Below are 22827 nucleotides of genomic sequence, written 5' to 3' on the forward strand. Positions count from 1 at the left end.
CCAGACCCAAAACAATGACTCAATCCGCAACCAGTCACTATTTCGTCGAGAGTCCGAGTACCCGGGCCCTCGTCATCGCCGCTATCGGCGTCGTCTTCGGCGACATCGGCACCAGCCCGCTCTACGCCCTCAAGGAGTGCTTCAGCAAGGAGCACGGCATTCCGTTCACGCCGGACGCCGCGCTAGGCATCATCTCGCTGCTGTTCTGGGCGATGATCATCGTGGTGTCGCTGAAGTACGTGGTCTTCGTGATGCGTGCGGACAACGATGGCGAAGGCGGCGTGCTGGCGCTGATGGCGCTGGTGCTACGCACCGCCACGCCGCGCTCGCGCAAGGCCCGCATGCTGATGATGATGGGCATCTTCGGCGCGTGCATGTTCTACGGGGATGCGGTCATCACGCCGGCCATCTCGGTGCTCTCGGCGGTGGAGGGCCTGGAGATCGCCGCGCCGCAGCTATCGCACTTCGTGATCCCGATCACGCTGGTGATCCTGACCATCCTGTTCCTGATCCAGCGGCACGGCACCGCCACCGTGGGCAAGTTCTTCGGCCCGATCATGACGATCTGGTTCATCACGCTCGGCGCGCTGGGTATCTACAACCTGATCCAGGCGCCCGGCATCCTGGCGGCGGTGAACCCGCTCTATGGCGTCAATTTCCTGATCGACCACTCGCTGCAGGCGTTCATCGTGCTGGGCGCGGTGTTCCTGGTGCTGACCGGGGCGGAGGCGCTCTACGTGGATATGGGCCACTTCGGCGCGCGGCCGATCCGCATCGGCTGGTTCATCCTGGTCATGCCGTGCCTGATGCTGAACTACTTCGGCCAGGGCGCGATGCTGCTCCAGAACCCGGCCGCCGCCGTCAACCCGTTCTACCTGATGGTGCCGGAGCCGCTGCTGATTCCGATGGTGCTGCTCTCGACCTGCGCCACCGTGATTGCCTCGCAGGCGGTGATCTCCGGCGCGTTCTCGCTGACCAGCCAGGCGATCCAGCTCGGCTTCGTGCCGCGCATGCGCATCCGCTACACCTCGGCGGCCGAGATCGGCCAGATCTACCTGCCGGTGATCAACTGGATCCTGCTGGTGCTGGTGATTGCCGTGGTGATCTCGTTCAAGAAATCGGAAAACCTGGCCGCGGCCTACGGCATTGCCGTGACCACGACGATGCTGATCACCTCGTTCCTGGCCGCCTTCATGATGCGCAGCGTCTGGAAGTGGAACCCGGTGCTGGTGGCCCTGCTGGCCGGTGGCTTCCTGCTGGTGGACCTGACCTTCTTCGCGGCCAACCTGCTCAAGGTGGCCGAGGGCGGCTGGTTCCCGCTGCTGATGGGCAGCGTGGCGTTTTTCCTGCTGATGACGTGGTACAGCGGCCGCAAGCTGCTGCGCGCGCGCAGCCTGGAGGACGGCATTCCGCTGGAGCCGTTCATCGCCGGCCTGCTGGCGCACCCGCCGCACCGCGTGGAGGGCACGGCCGTGTTCCTGACCGGCAATACCGAGTCGGTGCCGGTGTCCCTGCTGCACAACCTCAAGCACAACCGGGTGCTGCACGAGCGCGTGGTGTTCCTGAGCTTTGTCACGCGGGACATCCCGTTCGTGGATGACGACCATCGCCTGACCTGCAAGGATCTCGGCGGCGGCGTGTTCATCCTCAAGTCCGAATACGGCTTCAAGGAGACCCCGGACGTGCAGCGCGTGCTGGACCTCGCGCAGCGCAAGCTGGGCATGTCCTTCGAGCTGATGGAGACGTCGTTCTTCATCGCCCGCGAGTCGGTCATTCCGTCCAAACTGCCGGGTATGTCGATGTGGCGGGAAAGTCTCTTCGCGTGGATGCATCAGAACGGCGCCAAGCCGTCTGACTTCTTCTCGATCCCGGCGAACCGGGTGGTGGAGTTGGGGACCAAGGTCGAAATCTGACCGCTCCGGGGCGGCGCTTCGCCTATACATGAGAACCCGGCCAGCGGAGTAGGGCCCGCTGGCCGGGTTTCTTTTTGCCCCCGGGAGCCTCTCATGTTCAGATTCTGCACGGTACGCAGCTGGCGCCGGATGGCGGTCGCCATCGGCCTGATGACGGGCGTCGGCCAGTTCGCCAGCGCGGGCACGCCAGTGCCCAACCCCTTCCTGGCCGCCCCCACCTACGCCATCACCCATTTCGATTCGTCCCAGAGCGACACCTTCCCCTATGCGGTGACCGGCGGCTCGCGCACCGTGGCGCCACCGCCGCCGTTGCAGCTTTCCCAGGCGACGAACGGGCCGGTCAACATCATGACCTTCGCGTCGACATCGCCCAACTACATGTGGGGCGTGTCGCCGACGGGCGTGACCTATATCTCGGTGGCCAACGACGCCTTCACGCCCGTGGCGCGGGCGCTCCTGCCGGGCGCGACGGCCACGTTGCAGACCAGCTTGCTCGGCCTGCTGACCAATCCGATCGGCACCATCGCCCAGGCCCAGGCCATCGTGGCGCAGTTGCTGCCCACCGGCGGCATTCCCAGCGCCTACGGCGTGGTGGACAACAACAACGTCCTCTATATCAATAGCGGCAACCAGATCCTGGCCCTCGCGCTGAACGTGCCGGCCGTGCCCCTGCTGGGGATCAGCGTGGTGCGGTCGCTGAACGCCACCACCTTCCTCCAGCCCGGCGAGAACCTGGCCGGCGTGGTGATGACCTATGACGGCAAGCTGGTGGTGCTGGGCACGCGGTCCGTGTCGATTGTCGACCGGTCGTTCACGGGGCCGGTGCATACGGTCACGCTCGGCGCGGACGAGAGCGTCAGCAATTCCGCCGCCGTCGACGAGAACAATGGGATTTATGTCGTTTCCGACAAGATCTTGAGAAAACTCGTCTGGACCGGCAGCGCGCTGTCCCAGAACGCGGCGGACGGCGCGTGGAGCAGCGCCTATCCCAGCGGCGACACCTTCCCGACCATCTTCGGCTCAGGCTCGGGCAGCACGCCGACCCTGATGGGCTTCGGCACCGATCCCGACAAACTCGTGGTCATCACCGACGGCCTCACACGCATGAGCCTGCTGGCGTTCTGGCGCGACCAGATTCCCGCCGGCTTCACCAACCGCCTGGCGGGGCAGATCCAGGTGAATTGCGGCTTGCCGGCCGGGTACGCCATCCAGACCGACCAGTCGGTCGCGGTGAACGGTTACGGCGCCTTCGTCGTCAATAACGTGTCTGCGGCGGACGGCAGTACCGGAAGCGGGACGAGTGCGATCGTGGATGGACTGATCCGGGGGCCGCTGCTGCCGTCGCCGATTGGCGTCGAGCGCTTTGCGTGGAACCCGCTGACCCATGCGTGGGCCTCGAGCTGGGCGCGCAGCGACATTTCGTCGAACTCGATGGTGCCCGCCATCAGCGCGGGCTCGAACCTCGTGTTCACGAACGGCTACTACCAGAACGGCTGGGGATGGGTGGTGACGGGGCTGGACTGGAATACCGGCGCCACCGTGCACCAGACCATCCTCGGAACCGGGATCTGGGGCAACGGCTTCTACGCGGTGATGCAGTTCCTGCCGGATGGCGACCTGCTGTTCAACAGCATCATCGGACCCACGCGGGTCCAGCAGCCCAGCGGGATCATCAATCCGCTGTGAGGGGGGGGGGCGGGGCGGCCGGCCCGGTGTGTGGGGTGGCCGCCCGGGTGGATCAGCGCTTGAGCTTGGCGAAGGCTGCCGCCATGGCGCCGGCCACTTCGGGTTCGCGCTTGCCGCCGCCGAACCCCTTGCCGCCACCACCGCCACCGCCATGGCCACCGTGGCGCTGGCCGCCGCGGTGATCGCTCCGTTCGCCACCGGCGCGGGGCGCGGCCTGGCCCGGCTCGTCGTCCATACGCATGGTCAGGCCGATGCGGTTGCGCTTGACGTCCACCTCCATCACCTTGACCTTGACGATCTGGCCGGCCTTGACCACCTCGTGCGCGTCTTTCACGAATTTGGTGGAAAGCGCCGAGATGTGGACCAGCCCGTCCTGGTGCACGCCGATGTCCACGAAGGCGCCGAAGGCGGCCACGTTGGTCACCACGCCTTCGAGCACCATGCCCGGCTGGAGGTGCTTGATGTCCTCCACGCCGTCCTGGAACGTCGCGGTCTTGAACTCGGGACGCGGGTCGCGGCCCGGCTTCTCGAGTTCGGTCAGGATGTCACGCACCGTCGGCAGGCCGAAGGTCTCGTCGGTGAACTGCTGGGCGGTCACGCCGCGCAGCGCGTCGCGGTTGCCCATCACGTCGGGCAGGCCCTTCTTGATGTGATCCAGAATGCGCTGCACCACCGGATACGCTTCCGGGTGGACCGACGAGCGGTCCAGCGGGTTGTCGCCCGTGTTGATGCGCAGGAAGCCGGCGGCCTGCTCGAACGTCTTGTCGCCCAGGCGCGGCACCTTCTTGAGCGCATCGCGGTTCGGGAACGCGCCGTTGGCATCGCGGAATTCGACGATATTGCGCGCCAGCACCGTGTTCAGGCCCGACACGCGGGCCAGCAGCGGGGCCGAGGCGGTGTTCACGTCCACGCCCACGGCGTTCACGCAGTCTTCCACCACGGCGTCCAGCGCGCGTGCCAGCTCGCGCTGGTTCACATCGTGCTGGTACTGGCCCACGCCAATCGACTTCGGATCGATCTTCACGAGTTCGGCCAGCGGGTCCTGCAGGCGGCGGGCGATCGACACCGCGCCGCGCAGCGACACGTCAAGCTCCGGGAATTCCTTGGCGGCCAGCTCGGAAGCCGAGTAGACCGAGGCGCCGGCCTCGCTGACCACGATCTTGGTCAGCTTCAGTTCCGGGGCGCGCTTCATCAGGTCCTGCACCAGCTTGTCGGTCTCGCGGCTGGCCGTGCCGTTGCCGATGGAGGCCAGCGCCACGTTGTGCTGTTTCGCCAGGCGGGCCAGCGTGGCCAGCGAGCCTTCCCAGTCGCGGCGGGGCTCGTGCGGGTAGATCGTGGCGGTGTCCAGCAGCTTGCCGGTATGGTCGACCACGGCGATCTTGCAGCCGGTGCGGATGCCCGGGTCGATGCCCATCACCGACTTCGGGCCGGCCGGCGCGGCCAGCAGCAGCTCATGCAGATTGCGGCCGAAGATCTTGATGGCCTCGTTCTCGGCGGTTTCGCGCAGTTGCGTCAGCAGTTCGGTCTCGATATGCGGCTGCACCTTCACGCGCCAGCACCAGCGGCACACGTCGCCCAGCCACTTGTCTGCCGGACGGTTCCGGTTCTCGATGCCCACATGGCGCGCGATCATGCCTTCGCACGGGTGCGGCACCATCGCGTCCTGTTCCTCGCCCAGGCCCAGCTTCACCATCAGCACGCCCGCGTTGCGGCCGCGGAACAGCGCCAGCGCCCGGTGCGACGGCACGGTGCGGATGGTCTCGCTATAGGCGTAGTAATCGCGGAATTTCTCTTCCTCGGCGCCTTCCTTGCCTTCCATCACCGTGGAGGCGACCACGCCGTGGTTCCACAGGTGCTCGCGCAGCTTGCCTAGCAATTCAGCGGTTTCGCCGAACTGTTCGGAGAGGATGTCGCGCGCGCCGTCCAGCGCGGCCTTGACGTCGGGCACGCCGCCGTCGGCGGTGGGGTTGCCGTTGACGAACTTGGCGGCTTCGGCCTGCGGGTCCAGCGTGGGATCGGCCAGCAGCGCCTGGGCCAGCGGCTCCAGGCCGCATTCGCGGGCGATCTGGGCGCGCGTGCGGCGCTTGGGCTTGTACGGCAGATACAGGTCTTCCAGCGTCTGCTTGGTGTCGGCGGCCTCGATGGCGGCGCGCAACGCGTCGGTCATCTTGCCCTGTTCCTCGATCGACGCCAGGATCGTCGCGCGGCGGTCCTCCATGTCGCGCAGGTACAGCAGGCGCTCCTCGAGGTTACGCAGCTGCGTATCGTCCAGGTTGTCAGTCACTTCCTTGCGGTAGCGGGCGATGAACGGCACGGTGGCGCCTTCGTCCAGCAGCGCGACGGCTGCCGCCACCTGGCGCGGTTGCACGGACAGTTCTGCCGCGATGAGCGACACAATCTTTTGCGAGACGGAAGCAGGCAAGTTGGACATCGGGAAACTAGTCGGTCGAAAGCGGGGCATTTTGCCACAAGCGCACGGCGCTGCCGGTGACGGGAAGACGGCTTTTCACGTGCCTGTTCCGCGACACCGCGCCCGGGCGGGCCACCCAACCCCGCGCCAGCCCCGTGCCAGCCTCCCCCGGACCCCACCCTGGGCCCACCCCGGCCCCGGATCGGACACATGTTGCAACGTTTGCCGGTGGGGCTGACAAGGCCCCCGGATGCTAGAATTCGGCCATGATCGTCAAGCCCCGTTCGGCCGCCGTGGCCCATCTCGTCTCCACCCCCGTCCTTGCCGCAATGTGCGCCGCCCTGTTGCTGGCCGCACCGGCTCTGGCGCAGACCAAGAATCCGCCCCCGCGCGACTTCGAGGCCGAGCGCAAGGCGATTGGCGACTCCCGCGCGTGGACCAATTACCGCTTTGCGGAGGCCGAGCGCGCCTGCTACGGCAAGTTCCTCGTGAACAGCTGCATCGACAAGGCCAAGGACGTGCAGCGCGATGAACTCCACGTGCTGCGCGCCAAGGAGCTGGAAGTGGGCGACGCCGAACGTGCCTGGAAGGCCGCCGAGCGCGACCGCGAACAGGCGCTGCGCCAGGCCGAGTACGAGGCCGGCCAGCCGGGCCGCGCCGCCAACGAGGCCGCCAGCCGTGCCTCCTACGACCGCAAGCAGCAGGAACAGGCGCTGCGCGACGCCCAACAGGGCGCCGACGCGCCCCAGCGCGCCGCCAACGCCGAAAAATACAACCAGAAGCAGTCCGACTTCGACGCCAAGATGAACGAGGCGAAGCAGAAGGGCGCCGACCAGGCCCGCCAGCGACAGGAAAACACGCGGGCCTACCAGCAGAAGCAGGCGGACGCCGCCCAGCGCCAGAAGGACCTGGACGAGCGCCGCGCCAATGCCGAGGAAAAGAAAAAGCAGGGCCAGGGTTCCACCCCGAGCCCGTTCGGGTTCTGACCGGCGTGACAGCCCAGGCTGTCGGCGCAGGCCGGACGATCCACGGGGAGCCGCTACATGGATGAGAATCTCAACACACTGGCGCGGCAGATCATCGAACTGCAAATCGAGCATCGCGATCTCGATTTCCTGATCGATCACCTGTCCGAGGACGCCGCCCACGACGAACTGCAGCTGCGCCGGCTCAAGAAGCGCCGGCTCAAGCTCAAGGACGCCATCACGCTGTTGCAGCTTCAGCTCGAGCCGGACGTACCGGCCTGAATTCCCGCAGGCGCCCCCCGCACGCCACGCCTTTGCAGAAAACTCATTTTGTCTGAACCGACCGACGACGCGCTTCCCGAATCCGCCGAAACGCCATCCCCTGAAGCGCTGCCGCAGGACGACCACACCTCGCTGAACGAGGCGGTGGCCGCCGCATCGGCCAACCAGGCGGCTACGCAGGCGGCGCAACTGGCGACGATCTTCGCCGATACCGGCACGCTGGCCACCGGCATTCCCGGCTACCGGCCGCGCGCGTCGCAGCAGAAGATGGCCGAGGCCGTGGCGGGTGCCATCGCCCAGAACGACTCGGTGATCGTCGAGGCGGGCACGGGCACAGGCAAGACTTTCGCCTACCTCGTCCCGGCCATGCTGTGGGGCGGCAAGGTGATCCTGTCCACGGGCACCAAGAACCTCCAGGACCAGCTGTACCTGCGCGACATTCCCACGGTGCGCAAGGCGTTGAACGTGCCGATCTCGGTCTCGCTGCTCAAGGGGCGCGCCAACTACCTGTGCCACTACCACCTCGAGCGCGCGCAGGCCAACGGCCGGCTGGCGTCGAAGCAGGACGCGGCGTGGCTGCGGGATATCGCCCGCTTCGCCAAGACCACGACCTCGGGCGACAAGGCCGAACTGGCTGCCGTGCCCGAAAACGCGCCGGTCTGGCAACTTGTGACCTCCACGCGCGACAATTGCCTGGGCAGCGAGTGCCCGCAGTACAAGGAATGCTTCGTGATGCGCGCCCGCAAGGAGGCGCAGCAGGCCGACGTGGTGGTGGTGAACCATCACCTGTTCTTTGCCGATGTGGTGCTGCGCGACACCGGCATGGCCGAATTGCTACCCGCCGCCAACACGGTGATCTTCGACGAAGCCCACCAGTTGCCGGAAACCGCGACGCTGTTCTTCGGCGAGACGCTCTCCACCAGCCAGTTGCTGGAACTGGCGCGCGATACCGTGGCGGAAGGGCTCTCCCATGCACGCGATGCCGTGGACTGGGTGGCGCTGGGCGGCCCGCTGGAGCGAGCGGCGCGTGACCTGCGGCTGGCCTTCGGCAGAGACAATTTGCGGCTGGCGCTGGGCCAGATCGAATCCGATCCGCGCACGCGCGAGCCGTTCTTCGAGACCCTCGACGCGCTGGACAGTGCGCTGTCCGATTTCGTCGAAGCACTAGAGAGCCAGGCCGAACGCGCGGAGTCGCTCGAACAATGCCACCGCCGGGCGGTGGAACTGGCCCAGCGGCTGGCCGCCTGGCGCGACGACCGAGTGGCGCCCGCTCCGGCCCCGGCTGCGCCGGCGGAAGATGAGGGCGATGGCGGGAGCGAAAGCACGCCGCCGCCCGCGCCGGTGTCCCTGGGCCCGGAAACCGTGCGCTGGGTCGAGGTGTTCTCGCATACCGTGCAACTGCATCGCACGCCGCTGTCCATCGCGCCGATCTTCACGCGCCAGCGCGAGGGCCAACCGCGCGCTTGGGTCTTTACCTCGGCCACGCTGTCCGTGAAGGGCAACTTCACCCACTACGCGGCCCAGCTCGGGCTGGACAAGGAGCGGTCGCTGACGCTGCCGAGCCCGTTCGACTACGCGAAGCAGGGCCTGCTCTACGTGCCGCGCAACATGCCGGCGCCGCAGTCGCCCCAGTTCACCGAAGCGGTGGTCCATGAGGCCCTGCCGCTGATCGAGGCCGCGGGCGGCCGCACCTTCCTGCTCTGTACCACGCTGCGCGCGGTGCAGAAGGCATCGGACATGCTGTACGAGCTGTTTGCCGAGCGCGGGCTCAACCTGCCGCTGCTGGTGCAGGGGCAGGCGAGCCGGACCGAACTGCTGGATCGCTTCCGGCAACTCGGCAACGCGGTGCTGGTCGGCAGCCAGAGCTTCTGGGAGGGGGTGGATGTACGCGGCGAGGCGCTGTCGCTGGTCATCATCGACAAGCTGCCGTTCGCCCCGCCCGACGACCCGGTGCTGGCCGCCCGGATGGAGGTCCTGCAGAAGAAGGGCCTGAGCCCGTTTGCCGTGCACCAGTTGCCGCACGCGGTTATCACGCTGAAGCAGGGCGCCGGGCGGCTGATCCGTTCCGAGTCCGACCGGGGCGTGCTGGCGATCTGCGATACCCGGCTCGTGGAGAAGCCCTACGGCCGCCAGATCTGGCAGAGCCTGCCGCCGTTCACGCGCACGCGGGAGGCAGACACCGTCATCCGCTTCCTGGAGGGTCTGCGCAAGGCCGAGCCGGCGCCGGCGGACGAGCCGGCAGACGAGCCAGCGGACGAATAAGCGCCAAAAAAAAGACCGACGATTCGTCGGGCTTTTTTTACCTGCGGGCGAGGCTCAGAACACTTCCCACCAGGACTTGTCTTTCCGGCGCGAGCCGTACTTGACGAAGTCGCTGTTCGGATAGTTGCGCTCCATCACGCGGGCCGCGTCGTCGCGCAGATCCTTCATGCCGAGCGAATCGTACGAGCGGACCATGATGTACAGCGCTTCCTCGTTGGCCGGCGCGCCATCGTAGTCCTTCAGCGCCTGCTGGGCCCGGTTCACGGCCGCCAGGTAGGCGCCACGGCGATAGTAATAGCGGGCGGCATGCACTTCATGCTGGGCCAGCGCGTTGACGATGTACTGCATCCGCAGCGTCGCGTCCGGCGCGTACTTGCTGTCCGGGTAGCGCGTGATCAGGATCTGGAAAGCGTCGTAGGCGGCACGCGCGGCCTTGGGATCGCGCTCGCTCAGGTCCTGGCCGGAGAAGCGGCCCAGCCAGCCAAGGTTGTCGTTGAAGTTGATCAGGCCCTTGAGGTAGTAGGCGTAATCGATGTTGGGATGGCTCGGGTGGAGCTGGATGAAGCGGTCGACGGCGGCCAGCGCGGCGGCGGTCTCGCCATCCTTGTAGTTGGCGAACGCGGTGTCGATCTGCGCCTGCTGGGCGTAGCGGCCGAACGGGTAGCGGCCTTCAAGCTTTTCATAGAGCTTGACGGCACGTGTATAGTCGCCGCCATCCAGCGCATCCTTGGCTTCCGAATATAATTTGTTCGCCGACCAGCCGGCCGTTTCGTCGGGTTGGTCGCCAAGCAGGCCGCATGCAGACAGCATGAGGCAGCCGCCTGCGAGCAAAATCGCTCCAACTCTCGCGCGCCAGTTCGCGCGTTTCATGCTCTGCAATTGCATTGGGCAACCTGTTCCGGATGAAAAATAGCGTCAAGCATTATAGCCCAAGCCCTAAGGCCGAAAACGGTCCGGCGAACGATTCCCCGGCGGATGTCGATTCCCCGCTGGACACCGATGATTTCAACGACGATCTCGGCGATGTCAGCGAAGACGGCGGCGCGGTGATGGCCACGCCGGCCACCGCGCCGGACCAGCCGCCTTTGTACCTTGAAGTGGATAGTGCTGCACATGGCGAGCGGTTGGACAAGCTGCTCGCGCGGCATTTCAGCGAATTCTCCCGTAGCCGCATCCAGCAATGGATCGAGGAAGGCGCCGTGCGGGTGGATGGCGAGCCGAGCCGCGCCAAGGCATCGGTCCAGATGGGCCAGCAGATCGAGATCCAGCCGCAGGTCGCGCCCGAGTCGCTCGCCTTCACGGCCGAGGACGTGCCGCTGGACGTGGTCTTCGAGGACGCCACGCTACTCGTCATCAACAAGCAGGCCGGGCTGGTCGTGCATCCGGCCGCCGGCAACTGGAGCGGCACGGTGCTAAACGGCCTGCTGCACCGCGACCCGGCCGCGGGGCGGCTGCCGCGCGCCGGCATCGTGCATCGGCTGGACAAGGAAACCTCGGGCCTGATGGTCGTCGCCCGTACGCTTACCGCGCAGACCGACCTCGTGCGCCAGCTGGCCGCCCGGACCGTCAAGCGCACCTACCTCGCGCTGGTCTGGGGCGAGACGCCGGACGAGGGCACCATCGACGCCCCCATCGCCCGTGACCCGCGCGAGCGCACGCGCATGGCCATCGTCCATACGAATAGCGGCAAGCCGTCGCGTACGCACTTCAAGACGCTGGGCACGGTGCCGCTGGGCCGCGGCAAGGTGTCGATGGTGATGTGCCAGCTCGAAACCGGCCGCACGCATCAGATTCGCGTGCATTTCGAGTCGATCGGCCATCCGCTCGTGGGCGACCCGGTCTACCACAAGGCCACGAAGCGCGGCCAGCGCCCGGCCATCCGCGTGACGCTGCCGGTGCCGTTCGAGCGCCAGGCGCTGCATGCGTGCAAGCTGGGACTGGTGCATCCGGAGAGCGGGCGCAAGGTGTCGTGGGAGGTTGAGCCGCCCGAGGACATGCTGGACCTGATCGAGGCGCTCGACTTTGAAGGCTACGCCGCGCGGCCGGTCGAGGACGACGATGACGACTTCGACGACGATGACGACCATGACGTCGAGATCATCTACGTAAGGGATGACGATGACGCTTGAGCGGCAACCCGGCTGGATCGTGCCGGACTGGCCGGCGCCGGCCCGCGTGCGGGCGCTGTCCACGACCCGGCAGGGTGGCGTGAGCGTCGGCCCCTACGGGCTGGCCGATGGCAGCCCGCGCGGGCTCAATCTCGGTACGCATGTGGGGGACGACCCGTCCGCCGTGGCGGAGAACCGTGCCCGGCTGGCGGCGCATCTGCCTGCCATGCCGCGCTGGCTCGAACAGGTGCATGGCTGCGCCGTGGCGACCGCCGACGGGGTGGAAGACGGAGTGGAAGACGGGGAGGGCGGTGTGCCGCGTGCCGACGCCAGCATCGCCACCACTCCCGGCCACGTCTGCGCGATCATGACGGCGGACTGCCTGCCGGTGTTGCTGTGCGATGCGGCGGGTACGGTGGTCGGTGCCGCCCATGCCGGCTGGCGCGGGCTCTGCGACGGCGTGATCGAGGCCACCCTGGCGCGCATGGCCGCGCAGGCCGGCCCCGGTTCGGAATGGCTGGCGTGGCTGGGCCCGGCCATCGGCCCATCGGCATTCGAAGTGGGCGCCGAGGTTCGGGAAGCATTCCTGGCCCAGGCCCGCGAAGCGGAGCGGCCGGCCATCGAGGCGGCGTTCCGCCCCGGCGCGCCGGGCAAGTACTGGGCCGATCTGTACGCGCTGGCGCGTACGCGGCTGGCGCGCGCCGGCTGCACGCGGGTCTACGGCGGCGATGCCTGCACCGTGGCCGACGCCGCGCGTTTCTACTCCTACCGCCGCGACCGCACCACGGGTCGCATGGCCACGCTGGTCTGGCTAGCGGCCTGACCCTTCCGCTTCCTCGACGGGCTTCGGCCCGGCTTGCCCGGCCGCCTGTTCGGCCGCCTCGCGCGCCTGGCGCCGGCGCCGCCGGCCGGGCGTTCCCATGATGTAGATGATGATCGATACCGGCGCCACGCCGTAGCACAGGAACGTGGCGACCCCGGCCACGAGGTTCGTCTCGGTAATCGACATCATCAGGGCCACGTAGATCCAGCCGATTGCGACGATATACATCAGGCGTTCATCTCTATCTGTTAAAAGTACGGTGGCGTCACGTGGCAGCCGGAAATGGTCCTCGGACTGCCCGCGAACCCGCGTCAGGCTTACCGTCCGGTAGGTCGGGGATGCGTTTCCCGCACGCGCGTTCGCAATGCGGAATTCCGCATTGACAGCGTCTACATTGCAAGGCAACAATGCCTTCAAATGTATCGGAACCGAGGAAGTTCTCCAGGGTTTCGCCGGCAAGCATAGCGTATGACCTGGCGCCGCCAATGCGGCGTCCCGGTCTGGGTGACCAGATCATCCAGAGGCGCAACCCGGAATCGGGGCGGGTCGGGAGACAGTTACCCCGAGCCCGTCTACCCATCACGACGGCAGAGAGACGAATACATCATGGCGACCGGCAAAGGTGCGGCAGCTTCCAGCGCGGAAGACAAGTCCCAACCGTTTCAGTTTGCGCCGGGGCCATTCGATCCAGCTGCATGGCTGGAATGGTCCCGTCAGTGGGCTCCTGAAATCAACGGCAAGCTGCCGCCCGGTTTTCCGTCAGGCATGCCGAACGGCGTGCCCGGCGCGTTCCCGGGCTTTCCCGGCGGCGATGCATTTGCCAAGGCGTTCCAGGGTGCATTCCAGGGCCCGGCAGGCGCCGGCCTGAAGATCCCGCCGACGTTGCTGGCTCAGATCCAGGAACGCTACCTGAAAGACTTCTCCGAACTCTGGCGTGAAATGGGCGCGGCTGCCGTGCCGAACGGCGCAGCCGGTGGCAACAGCAACGGCGATGCCGAGGCCGCCAGTCAGCGGCTGTCCGATCGCCGCTTCGCCAGCGCGGCCTGGCGCAACAACGCGCCGTACCGCTACGCCGCCGCGTTTTACCTGCTGACCGCCCGCACGATGACCGAGCTGGCCGACGCCGTGGAGGCCGACGCCAAGACCCGCCAGCGCATCCGCTTCGCGGTGTCGCAGTGGGTGGACGCGATGTCGCCCGCCAACTTCCTCGCCACCAATCCGGACGCCCAGCAGCGCCTGATCGAATCGGGCGGCGAATCGCTGCGCACCGGCATGCGCAACATGCTCGGGGATCTGACCCGGGGCAAGATCTCCCAGACCGACGACACCGCCTTCGAGGTGGGCCGCAACGTGGCCGTGACCGAGGGCGCGGTGGTCTATGAGAACGAATATTTCCAGCTGCTCCAGTACAAGCCGCTGACCGACAAGGTCCACGCCCGGCCGCTGCTGCTGGTGCCGCCGTGCATCAACAAGTTCTACATCCTCGACCTGCAGCCCGAAAGCTCGCTGGTCCGCTACGTGGTGGAGCAGGGCCACACGGTCTTCCTGGTGTCGTGGCGCAACCCCGATGCGTCGATGGCCGAGCGCACCTGGGACGACTACATCGAGCACGCGGCCATCCGCGCGATCGAGGTGGCACGGGACATCAGCGGGCAGGACAAGATCAACGTGCTCGGCTTCTGCGTGGGCGGCACCATCGTCGCCACGGCATTGGCCGTGCTGGCCGCGCGCGGCGAGCGCCCGGTGGCCAGCCTGACGCTGCTGACCGCGCTGCTCGACTTCACCGACACCGGCATCCTGGACGTATTCGTCGACGAACCGCACGTGCAACTGCGCGAGGCCACCATCGGCGGCGCTGCCGGGGCCCCGTGCGCGCTGCTGCGCGGCGTGGAGCTGGCCAACACGTTCTCGTTCCTGCGGCCGAACGATCTGGTCTGGAACTACGTGGTCGACAACTACCTCAAGGGCAACACGCCGGTACCGTTCGACCTGCTGTTCTGGAACGGCGACGCGACCAACCTGCCCGGCCCGTGGTACTGCTGGTACCTGCGCCATATGTATCTGCAGGACGAACTGAAGGTGCCCGGCAAGCTGAGCGTCTGCAACGCGCCGCTGGACCTGGGCGATATCGACGTGCCGACCTATATCTATGGCTCGCGCGAGGACCACATCGTGCCGTGGACGTCTGCCTTCGCTTCCACCGGCCTGCTGAAGAACAAGCTGCGCTTCGTGCTTGGCGCGTCCGGCCATATCGCCGGCGTGATCAACCCGCCGGCCAAGAAGAAGCGCAGCCACTGGATCAACGAGGCGCTGCCCGGCTCGGCCCAGGAATGGCTGGCCGGCGCCGAGGAAAAGCCCGGCAGCTGGTGGCCGGACTGGATGGCGTGGCTCGGCAAGCAGGCCGGCGCCAAGCGCGCCGCGCCGGCCGACTATGGCAACGCCCATTACCGGGCCATCGAACCCGCACCGGGCCGCTACGTCAAGCAGCGCGCCTGAACGTTTTCCGCCGGGGCCGGTTCCGTGGGACCGGCCCGGGGTTTCGTACCGATTGGCTTCACGCTATCTCGAAAGGACTTCAAATGACCGACATCGTCATCGTTTCCGCAGCCCGCACCGCAGTTGGCAAGTTTGGCGGCTCGCTGGCCAAGATCCCGGCACCGGAGCTGGGCGCCCTCGTCATCAAGGCCGCGCTCGAGCGCGCCGGCGTGAAGCCGGACCAGGTGAGCGAAGTCATCATGGGTCAGGTGCTGACGGCTGCCGCCGGCCAGAACCCGGCGCGCCAGGCCTCGCGCAAGGCCGGCCTGCCGGACATGGTGCCGGCCATGACCATCAACAAGGTGTGCGGCTCCGGCCTGAAGGCCGTGATGCTGGCCGCCAACGCCATCATCGCCGGCGAGGCGGAGATCGTCGTGGCCGGCGGCATGGAAAACATGAGCGCCGCGCCGCACGTGCTGCCCGGCTCGCGCGACGGCTTCCGCATGGGCGATACCAAGCTGGTCGACTCGATGATCGTCGACGGCCTGTGGGACGTGTACAACCAGTACCACATGGGCATCACGGCCGAGAACGTCGCCAAGGAGTACGGCATCACGCGCGAGGCGCAGGACGAGTTCGCCGTGGGCTCCCAGAACAAGGCCGAGGCCGCCCAGAAGGCCGGCCGGTTCGACGAGGAAATCGTGCCGGTGCTGATTCCGCAGCGAAAGGGTGACCCGGTGGCGTTCAAGACCGACGAATTCGTGCGCCAGGGCGCCACGCTGGACAGCCTGTCCGGCCTGAAGCCCGCCTTCGACAAGGCCGGCACGGTGACCGCCGCCAACGCCTCTGGCCTCAACGACGGCGCCGCCGCCGTGGTGGTGATGTCGGCCGCCAAGGCCAAGGAGCTGGGCCTGACCCCGCTGGCCACCATCAAGGCCTACGCCAACGCCGGCGTGGACCCGGCCGTGATGGGCATGGGCCCGGTGCCGGCCAGCAAGCGCTGCCTGTCGCGCGCCGGCTGGGAAGTCAAGGACCTGGACCTGATGGAAATCAACGAAGCCTTCGCCGCGCAGGCGCTGGCCGTGCACCAGCAGATGGGCTGGGACCAGTCGAAGATCAACGTCAACGGCGGCGCCATCGCCATCGGCCATCCGATCGGCGCGTCCGGCTGCCGCATCCTGGTGACGCTGCTGCACGAAATGAAGCGCCGCGACGCCAAGAAGGGCCTGGCCTCGCTGTGCATCGGCGGCGGCATGGGCGTGGCACTGGCCGTGGAACGGAACTAAGTCAGACCGATCTGGCCGAAAACGAGTATTTGAGTTGCACTGAGGGGTAGCCGGCGGCAGGAGACATGGTTTTGGCCGTCGGCGTCTATAACAGAGATCGGTGCCCTTGCATCGATCAGCGAGCCAACAGGAGTGGATATGACTCAGCGCATTGCATATGTGACCGGCGGCATGGGCGGCATCGGAACCGCCATTTGCCAGCGCCTGGCCCGTGACGGCTACAAGGTGGTGGCGGGCTGCGGCCCGAATTCGCCGCGCCGCGAGAAGTGGCTCGAACAGCAGCGCGCGCTCGGCTTCGAGTTCGTGGCGTCCGAGGGCAACGTGGCCGACTGGGATTCGACCAGGACCGCCTTCGACAAGGTCAAGGCCGATGTCGGCGAGGTGGACGTGCTGGTCAACAATGCCGGCATCACCCGCGACGTGGTGTTCCGCAAGATGACGCGTGCCGACTGGGACGCGGTGATCGACACCAACCTGACGTCGCTGTTCAACGTGACCAAGCAGGTCATCGACGGCATGGCGGACCGCGGCTGGGGCCGCATCGTCAATATCTCGTCGGTGAACGGGCAGAAGGGCCAGTTCGGTCAGACCAACTACTCGACGGCCAAGGCCGGCCTGCACGGCTTCACCATGGCGCTGGCGCAGGAAGTGGCCACCAAGGGCGTGACGGTCAACACGGTGTCGCCGGGCTATATCGCCACGGACATGGTCAAGTCCATCCGCCAGGATGTGCTGGACAAGATCGTGGCGACGATTCCGGTCAAGCGCCTGGGTCTGCCGGAGGAAATCGCGTCGATCTGCGCGTGGCTGGCTTCGGACGAATCGGGCTTCTCCACGGGCGCCGACTTCTCGCTCAACGGCGGCCTGCACATGGGCTGACCGACCGCTGGCTGCGCGGCGCGCGGCCGGCCTGCTGCGGCGCACCGAGCGCGCTGCAGCAGGCCGGAAGCGTGCCACGGCGCACCTCGGAAAACGGGCCGCCTGGCTGCCAGGACGGCCCGTTTTGCATACGATGCTGCGGGTTTTCCTTAATCGGGGTGGCTTTTCTTAGTGCTTTCTTGAGCATAGAATCAGGTCAGCGGCGCCCCCGGCACCAAACTAGAGCGCGGCGCGGGCGCCCCCAATTGCGCAGTGCATCGCATGCGGTGCAGCAGCGCGCAGCAGCAGATGCGCACCCCCTGCATCAGCGACGACAAAGGATAGAGCACCGATGGCCACGACCAAAAAAGGCGCAGAGCGACTGATCAAGAAATACCCGAATCGCCGGCTCTACGACACGCAGACCAGCACCTACATTACGCTCGCGGACGTCAAGCAGCTGGTCATGGATTCCGAGGAATTCAAGGTCGTGGACGCCAAGTCCGGCGATGAACTGACGCGCAGCATCCTGCTGCAGATCATTCTGGAAGAGGAAACCGGCGGCGTGCCGATGTTCTCGAGCCCCATGCTGTCGCAGATCATCCGCTTCTACGGCCATGCCATGCAGGGCATGATGGGCACCTACCTGGAAAAGAACATCCAGGCGTTCATCGACATCCAGAACAAGCTGGCCGAGAACTCGAAGGGTCTCTACTCGGGCGAAGCGTTCAGCCCGGACATGTGGTCGCAGTTCATGAACATGCAGGGCCCGATGATGCAAGGGATGATGAGCAACTACATCGAGCAGAGCAAGAATCTGTTCGTGCAGATGCAGGAACAGATGCAGAGCCAGGCCAAGAACATGTTCGGCACGTTCCCGTTCAACCAGCAGGAAAAGAAGTAAGCCACCGCGAGACACCTGAGCCGGCACCGCCGGCCATCCGGATTCCCCCCCATCGCCGCGCGCGCCTGGAATGAGGCGCGCGCGGCGATGTCGTTTGTCATGAAGCGAGTGGCTCCCGCTTCTGCATCACGACGCCCAATTGCCCGCCCTGGGTTAGAATTCGCCCCACCTTCGGCCTTGCGCCGGCCCCCACAAGATGCAGTCAGGAAGTACAAGTGAAAAGTGACGAAAAATCAACGGCTTACGCGGCCGGCGTAGCCAATTCGCCCCGCGTGGGGTTTGTCAGCCTGGGCTGTCCGAAAGCGCTCGTGGATTCCGAGCAGATCCTGACCCAGCTGCGTGCCGAAGGCTACGCGATCAGCGGTACCTATAACGATGCCGATCTGGTCGTGGTCAACACCTGCGGCTTCATCGACGAAGCCGTGCAGGAGAGCCTGGACGCCATCGGCGAGGCCCTGACCGAGAACGGCAAGGTCATCGTCACCGGCTGCCTGGGGGCCAAGAAGGATGCGGCCGGGCATGACATCGTCTCGTCGGTACACCCGAAGGTGCTGGCCGTGACCGGCCCGCATGCGCTGGGCGAGGTCATGCAGGCCGTCCACACGCACCTGCCCAAGCCGCACGATCCGTTCACGGACCTCGTGCCGCCGGCCGGCATCAAGCTGACGCCCAAGCACTACGCCTACCTGAAGATCTCCGAGGGCTGCAATCACCGCTGCTCGTTCTGCATCATCCCGTCGATGCGGGGCGATCTGGTATCGCGTCCGGTGGCGGAAGTGATGCTGGAGGCGGAAAACCTGTTCAAGTCGGGCGTCAAGGAACTGCTGGTGATCTCGCAGGACACCAGCGCCTATGGCGTGGACGTGAAGTACCGCACCGGTTTCTGGAACGGCCGTCCGCTCAAGACCCGCATGACCGAACTGGTCGGCGCGCTGGGCGAGCTGGCCAGCCAGTACGGTGCCTGGGTGCGCCTGCACTACGTGTACCCCTATCCGCACGTGGATGAGATTATTCCGCTGATGTCGCAGGGCAACGTGCTGCCGTACCTGGACGTGCCGCTCCAGCATGCCCACCCGGACGTGCTCAAGCGCATGAAGCGCCCGGCCAATGCCGAAAAGACGCTCGATCGCATCCGCGCCTGGCGCGAGATCTGCCCCGAGCTGACCATCCGCAGCACGTTCATCGCCGGTTTCCCGGGCGAGACCGAGGAAGAGTTCCAGACGCTGCTGGACTTCATCGCCGAAGCCGAACTGGACCGCGTGGGCTGCTTCGCCTACTCGCCCGTGGACGGCGCCACCGCCAACAACCTGCCCGGCGCGCTGCCGGACGCCGTGCGTGAGGAGCGCCGCGCGCGCTTCATGGAAGTGGCCGAGGAAGTTTCCGCACGCCGCCTGCAGCGCAAGGTTGGCCAAACGCTGCGCGTGCTGGTGGACGAAGTGAACCAGGATGGCGGCGTGGGTCGGTCGTCGGCCGATGCGCCCGAGATCGACGGTCTGGTCTATATCGACCCGGCCGCGAAGCCCTCGCAACGCTACAAGACCGGAGACTTCGTCCACGTGAAGATCACCGGTGCCGATGGTCACGACCTGTGGGGTGAAGTGGTCTAAGGATCACTGCCGGGTCCGGGACATTAGGTAAAAGTACGGTCGTTCGTTTTGGGGTGGCCGGGACTATACTGTGCGCCGCAACATAAACTCATGGAGACAAGACATGACGCGTGAAGTGGTGGTTGTCAGCGGTGTGCGCACCGCAGTTGGCACCTTCGGCGGCAGCCTGAAGGACCTGGCCCCGACCGATTTGGGCGCGCTGGTCGTGCACGAGGCGCTGGCCCGCGCCAATGTGTCCGGCGATGACGTCGGTCACGTGGTATTCGGCAATGTGATCCAGACCGAACCCAAGGACATGTACCTGGGCCGCGTGGCGGCCGTGAACGGCGGGGTGTCGATCAACGCCCCCGCGCTGACCGTGAACCGTCTCTGCGGCTCGGGCCTGCAGGCCATCATCAGCGCCGCCCAGACCATTCTGCTCGGCGATGCCGACGTGGCCATCGGCGGTGGCGCGGAGAGCATGAGCCGCGCGCCGTACCTGGCGCCGATGGCGCGCTGGGGCGCGCGCATGGGCGATGCCAAGCTCGTCGACATGATGCTCGGCGCGCTGCACGACCCGTTCCACGCCATCCACATGGGCGTGACGGCCGAGAACGTGGCCAAGGAGTACGACATCTCGCGCGCCCAGCAGGACGAGGCTGCGCTGGAGTCGCACCGCCGCGCGTCCGCCGCCATCAAGGCCGGCCATTTCAAGGACCAGATCGTTCCCGTCACGCTGAAGTCGCGCAAGGGCGATGTCGTGTTCGACACCGACGAGCACGTGCGCCACGACGCCACCATCGACGACATGACCAAGCTCAAGCCGGTCTTCGTCAAGGAAAACGGCACGGTGACGGCTGGCAATGCGTCCGGCCTGAACGACGCGGCCGCCGCCGTGGTGCTGATGGTGCGCGCCGAAGCCGAGCGCCGCGGCCTGAAGCCGCTGGCGCGCCTGGTGTCCTACGGCCACGCCGGTGTGGACCCGAAGACCATGGGTATCGGCCCGGTGCCGGCCACCAGGATCGCGCTCGAACGCGCCGGCCTGACGGTCAAGGATCTCGATGTAATCGAAGCCAACGAAGCCTTCGCCGCCCAGGCGTGCGCGGTGACCAAGGCGCTCGGCCTCGATCCGGCCAAGGTCAACCCGAACGGCTCGGGCATCTCGCTGGGCCATCCGATCGGTGCCACCGGCGCACTGATCACCGTCAAGGCCGTGCACGAACTGCAACGCGTGCAGGGCCGCTATGCGCTCGTGACGATGTGCATTGGCGGTGGCCAGGGCATTGCTGCTATCTTTGAGCGTATCTGAGTCCTGATCCGGGGTTTGCCTTGCTGCGTCCGATGCCTTTCCGCCTGACCGTTGTGGCCGCGTTTGCGGTGTTCGTCCCGCTGGCCGCCCAGGCGGCTGGCGGCGAGTCGTTGTCGACGGGTGGGCAGGGCAGTCTCGGCATCAATGACGCGATCCGCGCTGGGGAAGCCCGGCGCGGGACGTCGTTGTCTTCGGGCCCGGTCGGCTCGCTGGCGCCGCGCTCCGAGTACGCGAAGTTCCCGGTCTACGTCGGCAACGTCGGCGACAAACAAGTGCGGCTGCGCGTGGGCGCCAAGACCGACACCCGCGACAGCCTGCAGGGCGAATACGCGTCCGGCGACGGCAAGGGCGGTGTGCGCCTGCTGTCCGGCGAATGGAACGAAGGCGCCTTCCTGATGGAAGAGTCCGATGACGGCACGCGTGTCTCGGGCAACTGGGAAGGCCGTATCGACCAGAATGGCGCGGTGAGCGGCACCTGGACCGACGCCTTCAACCCGGCCATCGTGCTGCCGTTCTTCATCCGCCCCCTCGGCGGCTATCTCGTCATTCCCCCGTTCGACATGCGGCCCAGCAGCGGCGTCACCTACGCGCCGCTCGTGCCGAAATCCTCGATCTCGATCGGCAACTCGCGCTGACATCGGCGTGGTGGCCCCTCGGCCACCCCGGCATTTGCTGGTAAGCTCGGACGTCTGATCCGACCTCCCGCAAAACGAGGAACTCGCCGTGTCCGACCATTCCCAATCCGACGCCTCCCGCTATCTCCAGACGCTCGCCGTCCAGCCCGAACTCGATATCGCGCCGGGCTTTGATTCGTTTTCCACGCCGACCTATCGCGGCTCGACCGTGGTCTTCCGCAATCTGGACGAATTGCGCGCCTATGGCGACCCCACCAAGACGTACTGGCGCTACGGCCTGCACGCCACGCCCACCAGCGAGGCGCTGTGCCAGCAACTCGCCCAGATCGAAGGAGGCCGGCAGACCCTGCTGCTGCCGTCTGGCATGGGCGCCATCTCGCTGGTCTATTTCGCGTTCCTGAAGTCGGGCGACGATGTGCTCGTGCCGGACAACGTCTACGGCCCCAATCGCGACCATGGCGAGTGGCTGGCCCGCGAATTCGGCGTGAGCGTGCGCTACTACCATCCGATGGCGGGTGCCAGTATCGCCTCGATGATCCAGCCGAACACCAAGCTGATCTGGCTCGAGTCGCCGGGCTCGGTGACGATGGAGGTGCCCGATACCGAGGCCATCGTCGCAGCGGCCAAGGCGCGCGGCGTGCTGACGGCCATCGACAACACATGGTCGGCGGGGGTCTACTTCCAGCCGTTCGCGAAGGGCATCGACGTCTCGGTGCAGGCGCTGACCAAGTACCAGTCGGGCGGCAGCGACGTGCTGATGGGCGCCGTGATCACGGCCGACGAATCGCTCCACAACCGCCTCAAGCGCACGCGCATGGTGATGGGCTGGGGCGTGTCCGCCGATGACTGCTTCCTGGTCCTGCGCGGCATGGCGAGCATGCCGGTGCGGCTGGCCGCGCACGACCGCGCCGCACGCGAGATTGCCGAATGGCTGACCAAGCGGCCCGAGGTGACCCGCGTGCTGCATCCCGCGCTGCCCGATTGCCCCGGCCATGCCGAATGGCGGCGTGACTTCACCGGCGCGAGCGGGCTGTTCTCGATCATCCTGCACAGCCGTTTTGGGCGCGAGCAGGTGGATGCCTTCGTCGAGGCGCTGAAGCTGTATGCAATTGGCTGGTCGTGGGGCGGGGCGCACAGCCTGGCCGTGCCGTACCACGTGGAGGGCATGCGCCCGGCGGGCACGTGGCCGCCGGCTGGCTGGGAAAATGCGGGGGAGCTGGTGCGGCTCTACATCGGCCTGGAAGATTCACGCGATCTGATCGCGGACCTGAAACAGGCGATGGAAAAGCACCTGCGCTGAAGAGGGAAGCAGAAGGCGTCCCTCC

Annotated in this window: 18 protein-coding genes; 15 read left to right on the forward strand and 3 right to left on the reverse strand. The window is 66.7% G+C overall.

Annotated elements, in window-relative coordinates:
• Positions 1-14 precede the first annotated feature (14 nt).
• Both BM115_RS09310 and BM115_RS09315 read left to right on the forward strand, forming a co-directional pair.
• Positions 15-1913, forward strand: a complete 1899-nt coding sequence (locus BM115_RS09310; RefSeq protein ID WP_092292915.1) for a potassium transporter Kup — start codon at positions 15-17, stop codon at positions 1911-1913.
• A 93-nt stretch (positions 1914-2006) separates the two neighbouring features.
• A complete protein-coding gene (locus BM115_RS09315; RefSeq protein ID WP_092292917.1) occupies positions 2007-3599 on the forward strand; it encodes a hypothetical protein in 1593 nt (530 codons plus the stop codon).
• A 52-nt stretch (positions 3600-3651) separates the two neighbouring features.
• Here BM115_RS09315 and BM115_RS09320 read toward each other — a convergent pair whose 3' ends face one another.
• Positions 3652-6030, reverse strand: coding sequence for a Tex family protein (locus BM115_RS09320; protein WP_092292919.1), 2379 nt, complete (start codon positions 6028-6030; stop codon positions 3652-3654).
• A gap of 245 nt (positions 6031-6275) precedes the next feature.
• Between BM115_RS09320 and BM115_RS09325 the strand changes: the two genes are divergently transcribed.
• Genes BM115_RS09325 through BM115_RS09335 form a run of 3 tightly spaced genes read left to right on the forward strand, consistent with a single transcriptional unit; the run spans position 6276 to position 9518 of the window.
• The gene (locus BM115_RS09325; protein WP_092292921.1) at positions 6276-6995 is read left to right on the forward strand and encodes a hypothetical protein; all 720 of its coding nucleotides are present in this window, start codon (positions 6276-6278) and stop codon (positions 6993-6995) included.
• Between the two features lie 57 nt (positions 6996-7052).
• Positions 7053-7256 (forward strand): DUF465 domain-containing protein, encoded by a 204-nt coding sequence (locus tag BM115_RS09330; RefSeq protein WP_092292923.1) that lies wholly within the window; start codon positions 7053-7055, stop codon positions 7254-7256.
• 48 nt (positions 7257-7304) lie between these two features.
• Positions 7305-9518 carry an ATP-dependent DNA helicase gene (locus tag BM115_RS09335; protein ID WP_092292925.1) on the forward strand — a complete coding sequence of 738 codons (2214 nt, stop codon included), beginning with the start codon at positions 7305-7307 and terminating at the stop codon, positions 9516-9518.
• A gap of 54 nt (positions 9519-9572) precedes the next feature.
• Here BM115_RS09335 and BM115_RS09340 read toward each other — a convergent pair whose 3' ends face one another.
• Positions 9573-10403 (reverse strand): outer membrane protein assembly factor BamD, encoded by an 831-nt coding sequence (locus tag BM115_RS09340; RefSeq protein ID WP_092292926.1) that lies wholly within the window; start codon positions 10401-10403, stop codon positions 9573-9575.
• A 17-nt stretch (positions 10404-10420) separates the two neighbouring features.
• Between BM115_RS09340 and BM115_RS09345 the strand changes: the two genes are divergently transcribed.
• Positions 10421-11647, forward strand: coding sequence for an RluA family pseudouridine synthase (locus tag BM115_RS09345; RefSeq protein WP_092293319.1), 1227 nt, complete (start codon positions 10421-10423; stop codon positions 11645-11647).
• Complete coding sequence (gene pgeF / locus BM115_RS09350; RefSeq protein WP_092292928.1) at positions 11637-12449, forward strand: peptidoglycan editing factor PgeF; 813 nt, start codon at positions 11637-11639, stop codon at positions 12447-12449. The genes BM115_RS09345 and pgeF overlap by 11 nt, the downstream gene beginning before the upstream one ends.
• Here the strand turns inward: pgeF and BM115_RS09355 are convergent.
• Positions 12438-12677 carry a hypothetical protein gene (locus tag BM115_RS09355; RefSeq protein ID WP_092292930.1) on the reverse strand — a complete coding sequence of 80 codons (240 nt, stop codon included), beginning with the start codon at positions 12675-12677 and terminating at the stop codon, positions 12438-12440. The genes pgeF and BM115_RS09355 overlap by 12 nt on opposite strands.
• Positions 12678-13055: 378 nt before the next feature.
• On the opposite strand from BM115_RS09355, the gene phaC reads away from it, so the two are divergent.
• The 8 genes from phaC to BM115_RS09395 all read left to right on the forward strand — a co-directional run bounded on the left by phaC (position 13056) and on the right by BM115_RS09395 (position 22802).
• Positions 13056-14945, forward strand: coding sequence for a class I poly(R)-hydroxyalkanoic acid synthase (gene phaC / locus BM115_RS09360; protein WP_092292932.1), 1890 nt, complete (start codon positions 13056-13058; stop codon positions 14943-14945).
• An 83-nt stretch (positions 14946-15028) separates the two neighbouring features.
• Positions 15029-16210 carry an acetyl-CoA C-acetyltransferase gene (locus tag BM115_RS09365; protein ID WP_092292934.1) on the forward strand — a complete coding sequence of 394 codons (1182 nt, stop codon included), beginning with the start codon at positions 15029-15031 and terminating at the stop codon, positions 16208-16210.
• 138 nt (positions 16211-16348) lie between these two features.
• Entirely contained in the window at positions 16349-17089 is a 741-nt protein-coding gene (locus BM115_RS09370; protein ID WP_092292936.1) for a 3-ketoacyl-ACP reductase, read from the forward strand.
• 331 nt (positions 17090-17420) lie between these two features.
• The gene (phaR, locus tag BM115_RS09375; RefSeq protein ID WP_092292938.1) at positions 17421-17972 is read left to right on the forward strand and encodes a polyhydroxyalkanoate synthesis repressor PhaR; all 552 of its coding nucleotides are present in this window, start codon (positions 17421-17423) and stop codon (positions 17970-17972) included.
• Between the two features lie 215 nt (positions 17973-18187).
• Positions 18188-19579 (forward strand): 30S ribosomal protein S12 methylthiotransferase RimO, encoded by a 1392-nt coding sequence (gene rimO, locus BM115_RS09380; protein ID WP_369823384.1) that lies wholly within the window; start codon positions 18188-18190, stop codon positions 19577-19579.
• A gap of 103 nt (positions 19580-19682) precedes the next feature.
• Complete coding sequence (gene bktB / locus BM115_RS09385) at positions 19683-20867, forward strand: beta-ketothiolase BktB (protein WP_092292942.1); 1185 nt, start codon at positions 19683-19685, stop codon at positions 20865-20867.
• A 32-nt stretch (positions 20868-20899) separates the two neighbouring features.
• Positions 20900-21502, forward strand: a complete 603-nt coding sequence (locus tag BM115_RS09390; RefSeq protein WP_092292944.1) for a hypothetical protein — start codon at positions 20900-20902, stop codon at positions 21500-21502.
• Positions 21503-21590: 88 nt separating this feature from the next.
• Positions 21591-22802, forward strand: a complete 1212-nt coding sequence (locus tag BM115_RS09395) for a cystathionine beta-lyase (RefSeq protein WP_092292946.1) — start codon at positions 21591-21593, stop codon at positions 22800-22802.
• Positions 22803-22827 lie beyond the last annotated feature (25 nt).

Origin of the sequence: Cupriavidus sp. OV096 (assembly GCF_900115455.1) — a bacterium.
In the GTDB taxonomy this organism is placed as follows: domain Bacteria; phylum Pseudomonadota; class Gammaproteobacteria; order Burkholderiales; family Burkholderiaceae; genus Cupriavidus.

Coding starts and splice junctions, on each gene's coding strand:
- pgeF (WP_092292928.1), top strand. CDS start 11,637: ATGACGCTTGAGCGGCAACCCGGCTGGATCGTGCCGGACTGGCCGGCG.
- BM115_RS09345 (WP_092293319.1), top strand. CDS start 10,421: ATGAAAAATAGCGTCAAGCATTATAGCCCAAGCCCTAAGGCCGAAAAC.
- BM115_RS09310 (WP_092292915.1), top strand. CDS start 15: ATGACTCAATCCGCAACCAGTCACTATTTCGTCGAGAGTCCGAGTACC.
- BM115_RS09370 (WP_092292936.1), top strand. CDS start 16,349: ATGACTCAGCGCATTGCATATGTGACCGGCGGCATGGGCGGCATCGGA.
- phaR (WP_092292938.1), top strand. CDS start 17,421: ATGGCCACGACCAAAAAAGGCGCAGAGCGACTGATCAAGAAATACCCG.
- BM115_RS09340 (WP_092292926.1), bottom strand. CDS start 10,403: ATGCAATTGCAGAGCATGAAACGCGCGAACTGGCGCGCGAGAGTTGGA.
- BM115_RS09355 (WP_092292930.1), bottom strand. CDS start 12,677: ATGTATATCGTCGCAATCGGCTGGATCTACGTGGCCCTGATGATGTCG.
- BM115_RS09320 (WP_092292919.1), bottom strand. CDS start 6,030: ATGTCCAACTTGCCTGCTTCCGTCTCGCAAAAGATTGTGTCGCTCATC.
- phaC (WP_092292932.1), top strand. CDS start 13,056: ATGGCGACCGGCAAAGGTGCGGCAGCTTCCAGCGCGGAAGACAAGTCC.
- BM115_RS09330 (WP_092292923.1), top strand. CDS start 7,053: ATGGATGAGAATCTCAACACACTGGCGCGGCAGATCATCGAACTGCAA.
- BM115_RS09390 (WP_092292944.1), top strand. CDS start 20,900: ATGCCTTTCCGCCTGACCGTTGTGGCCGCGTTTGCGGTGTTCGTCCCG.
- BM115_RS09315 (WP_092292917.1), top strand. CDS start 2,007: ATGTTCAGATTCTGCACGGTACGCAGCTGGCGCCGGATGGCGGTCGCC.
- bktB (WP_092292942.1), top strand. CDS start 19,683: ATGACGCGTGAAGTGGTGGTTGTCAGCGGTGTGCGCACCGCAGTTGGC.
- BM115_RS09365 (WP_092292934.1), top strand. CDS start 15,029: ATGACCGACATCGTCATCGTTTCCGCAGCCCGCACCGCAGTTGGCAAG.
- BM115_RS09325 (WP_092292921.1), top strand. CDS start 6,276: ATGATCGTCAAGCCCCGTTCGGCCGCCGTGGCCCATCTCGTCTCCACC.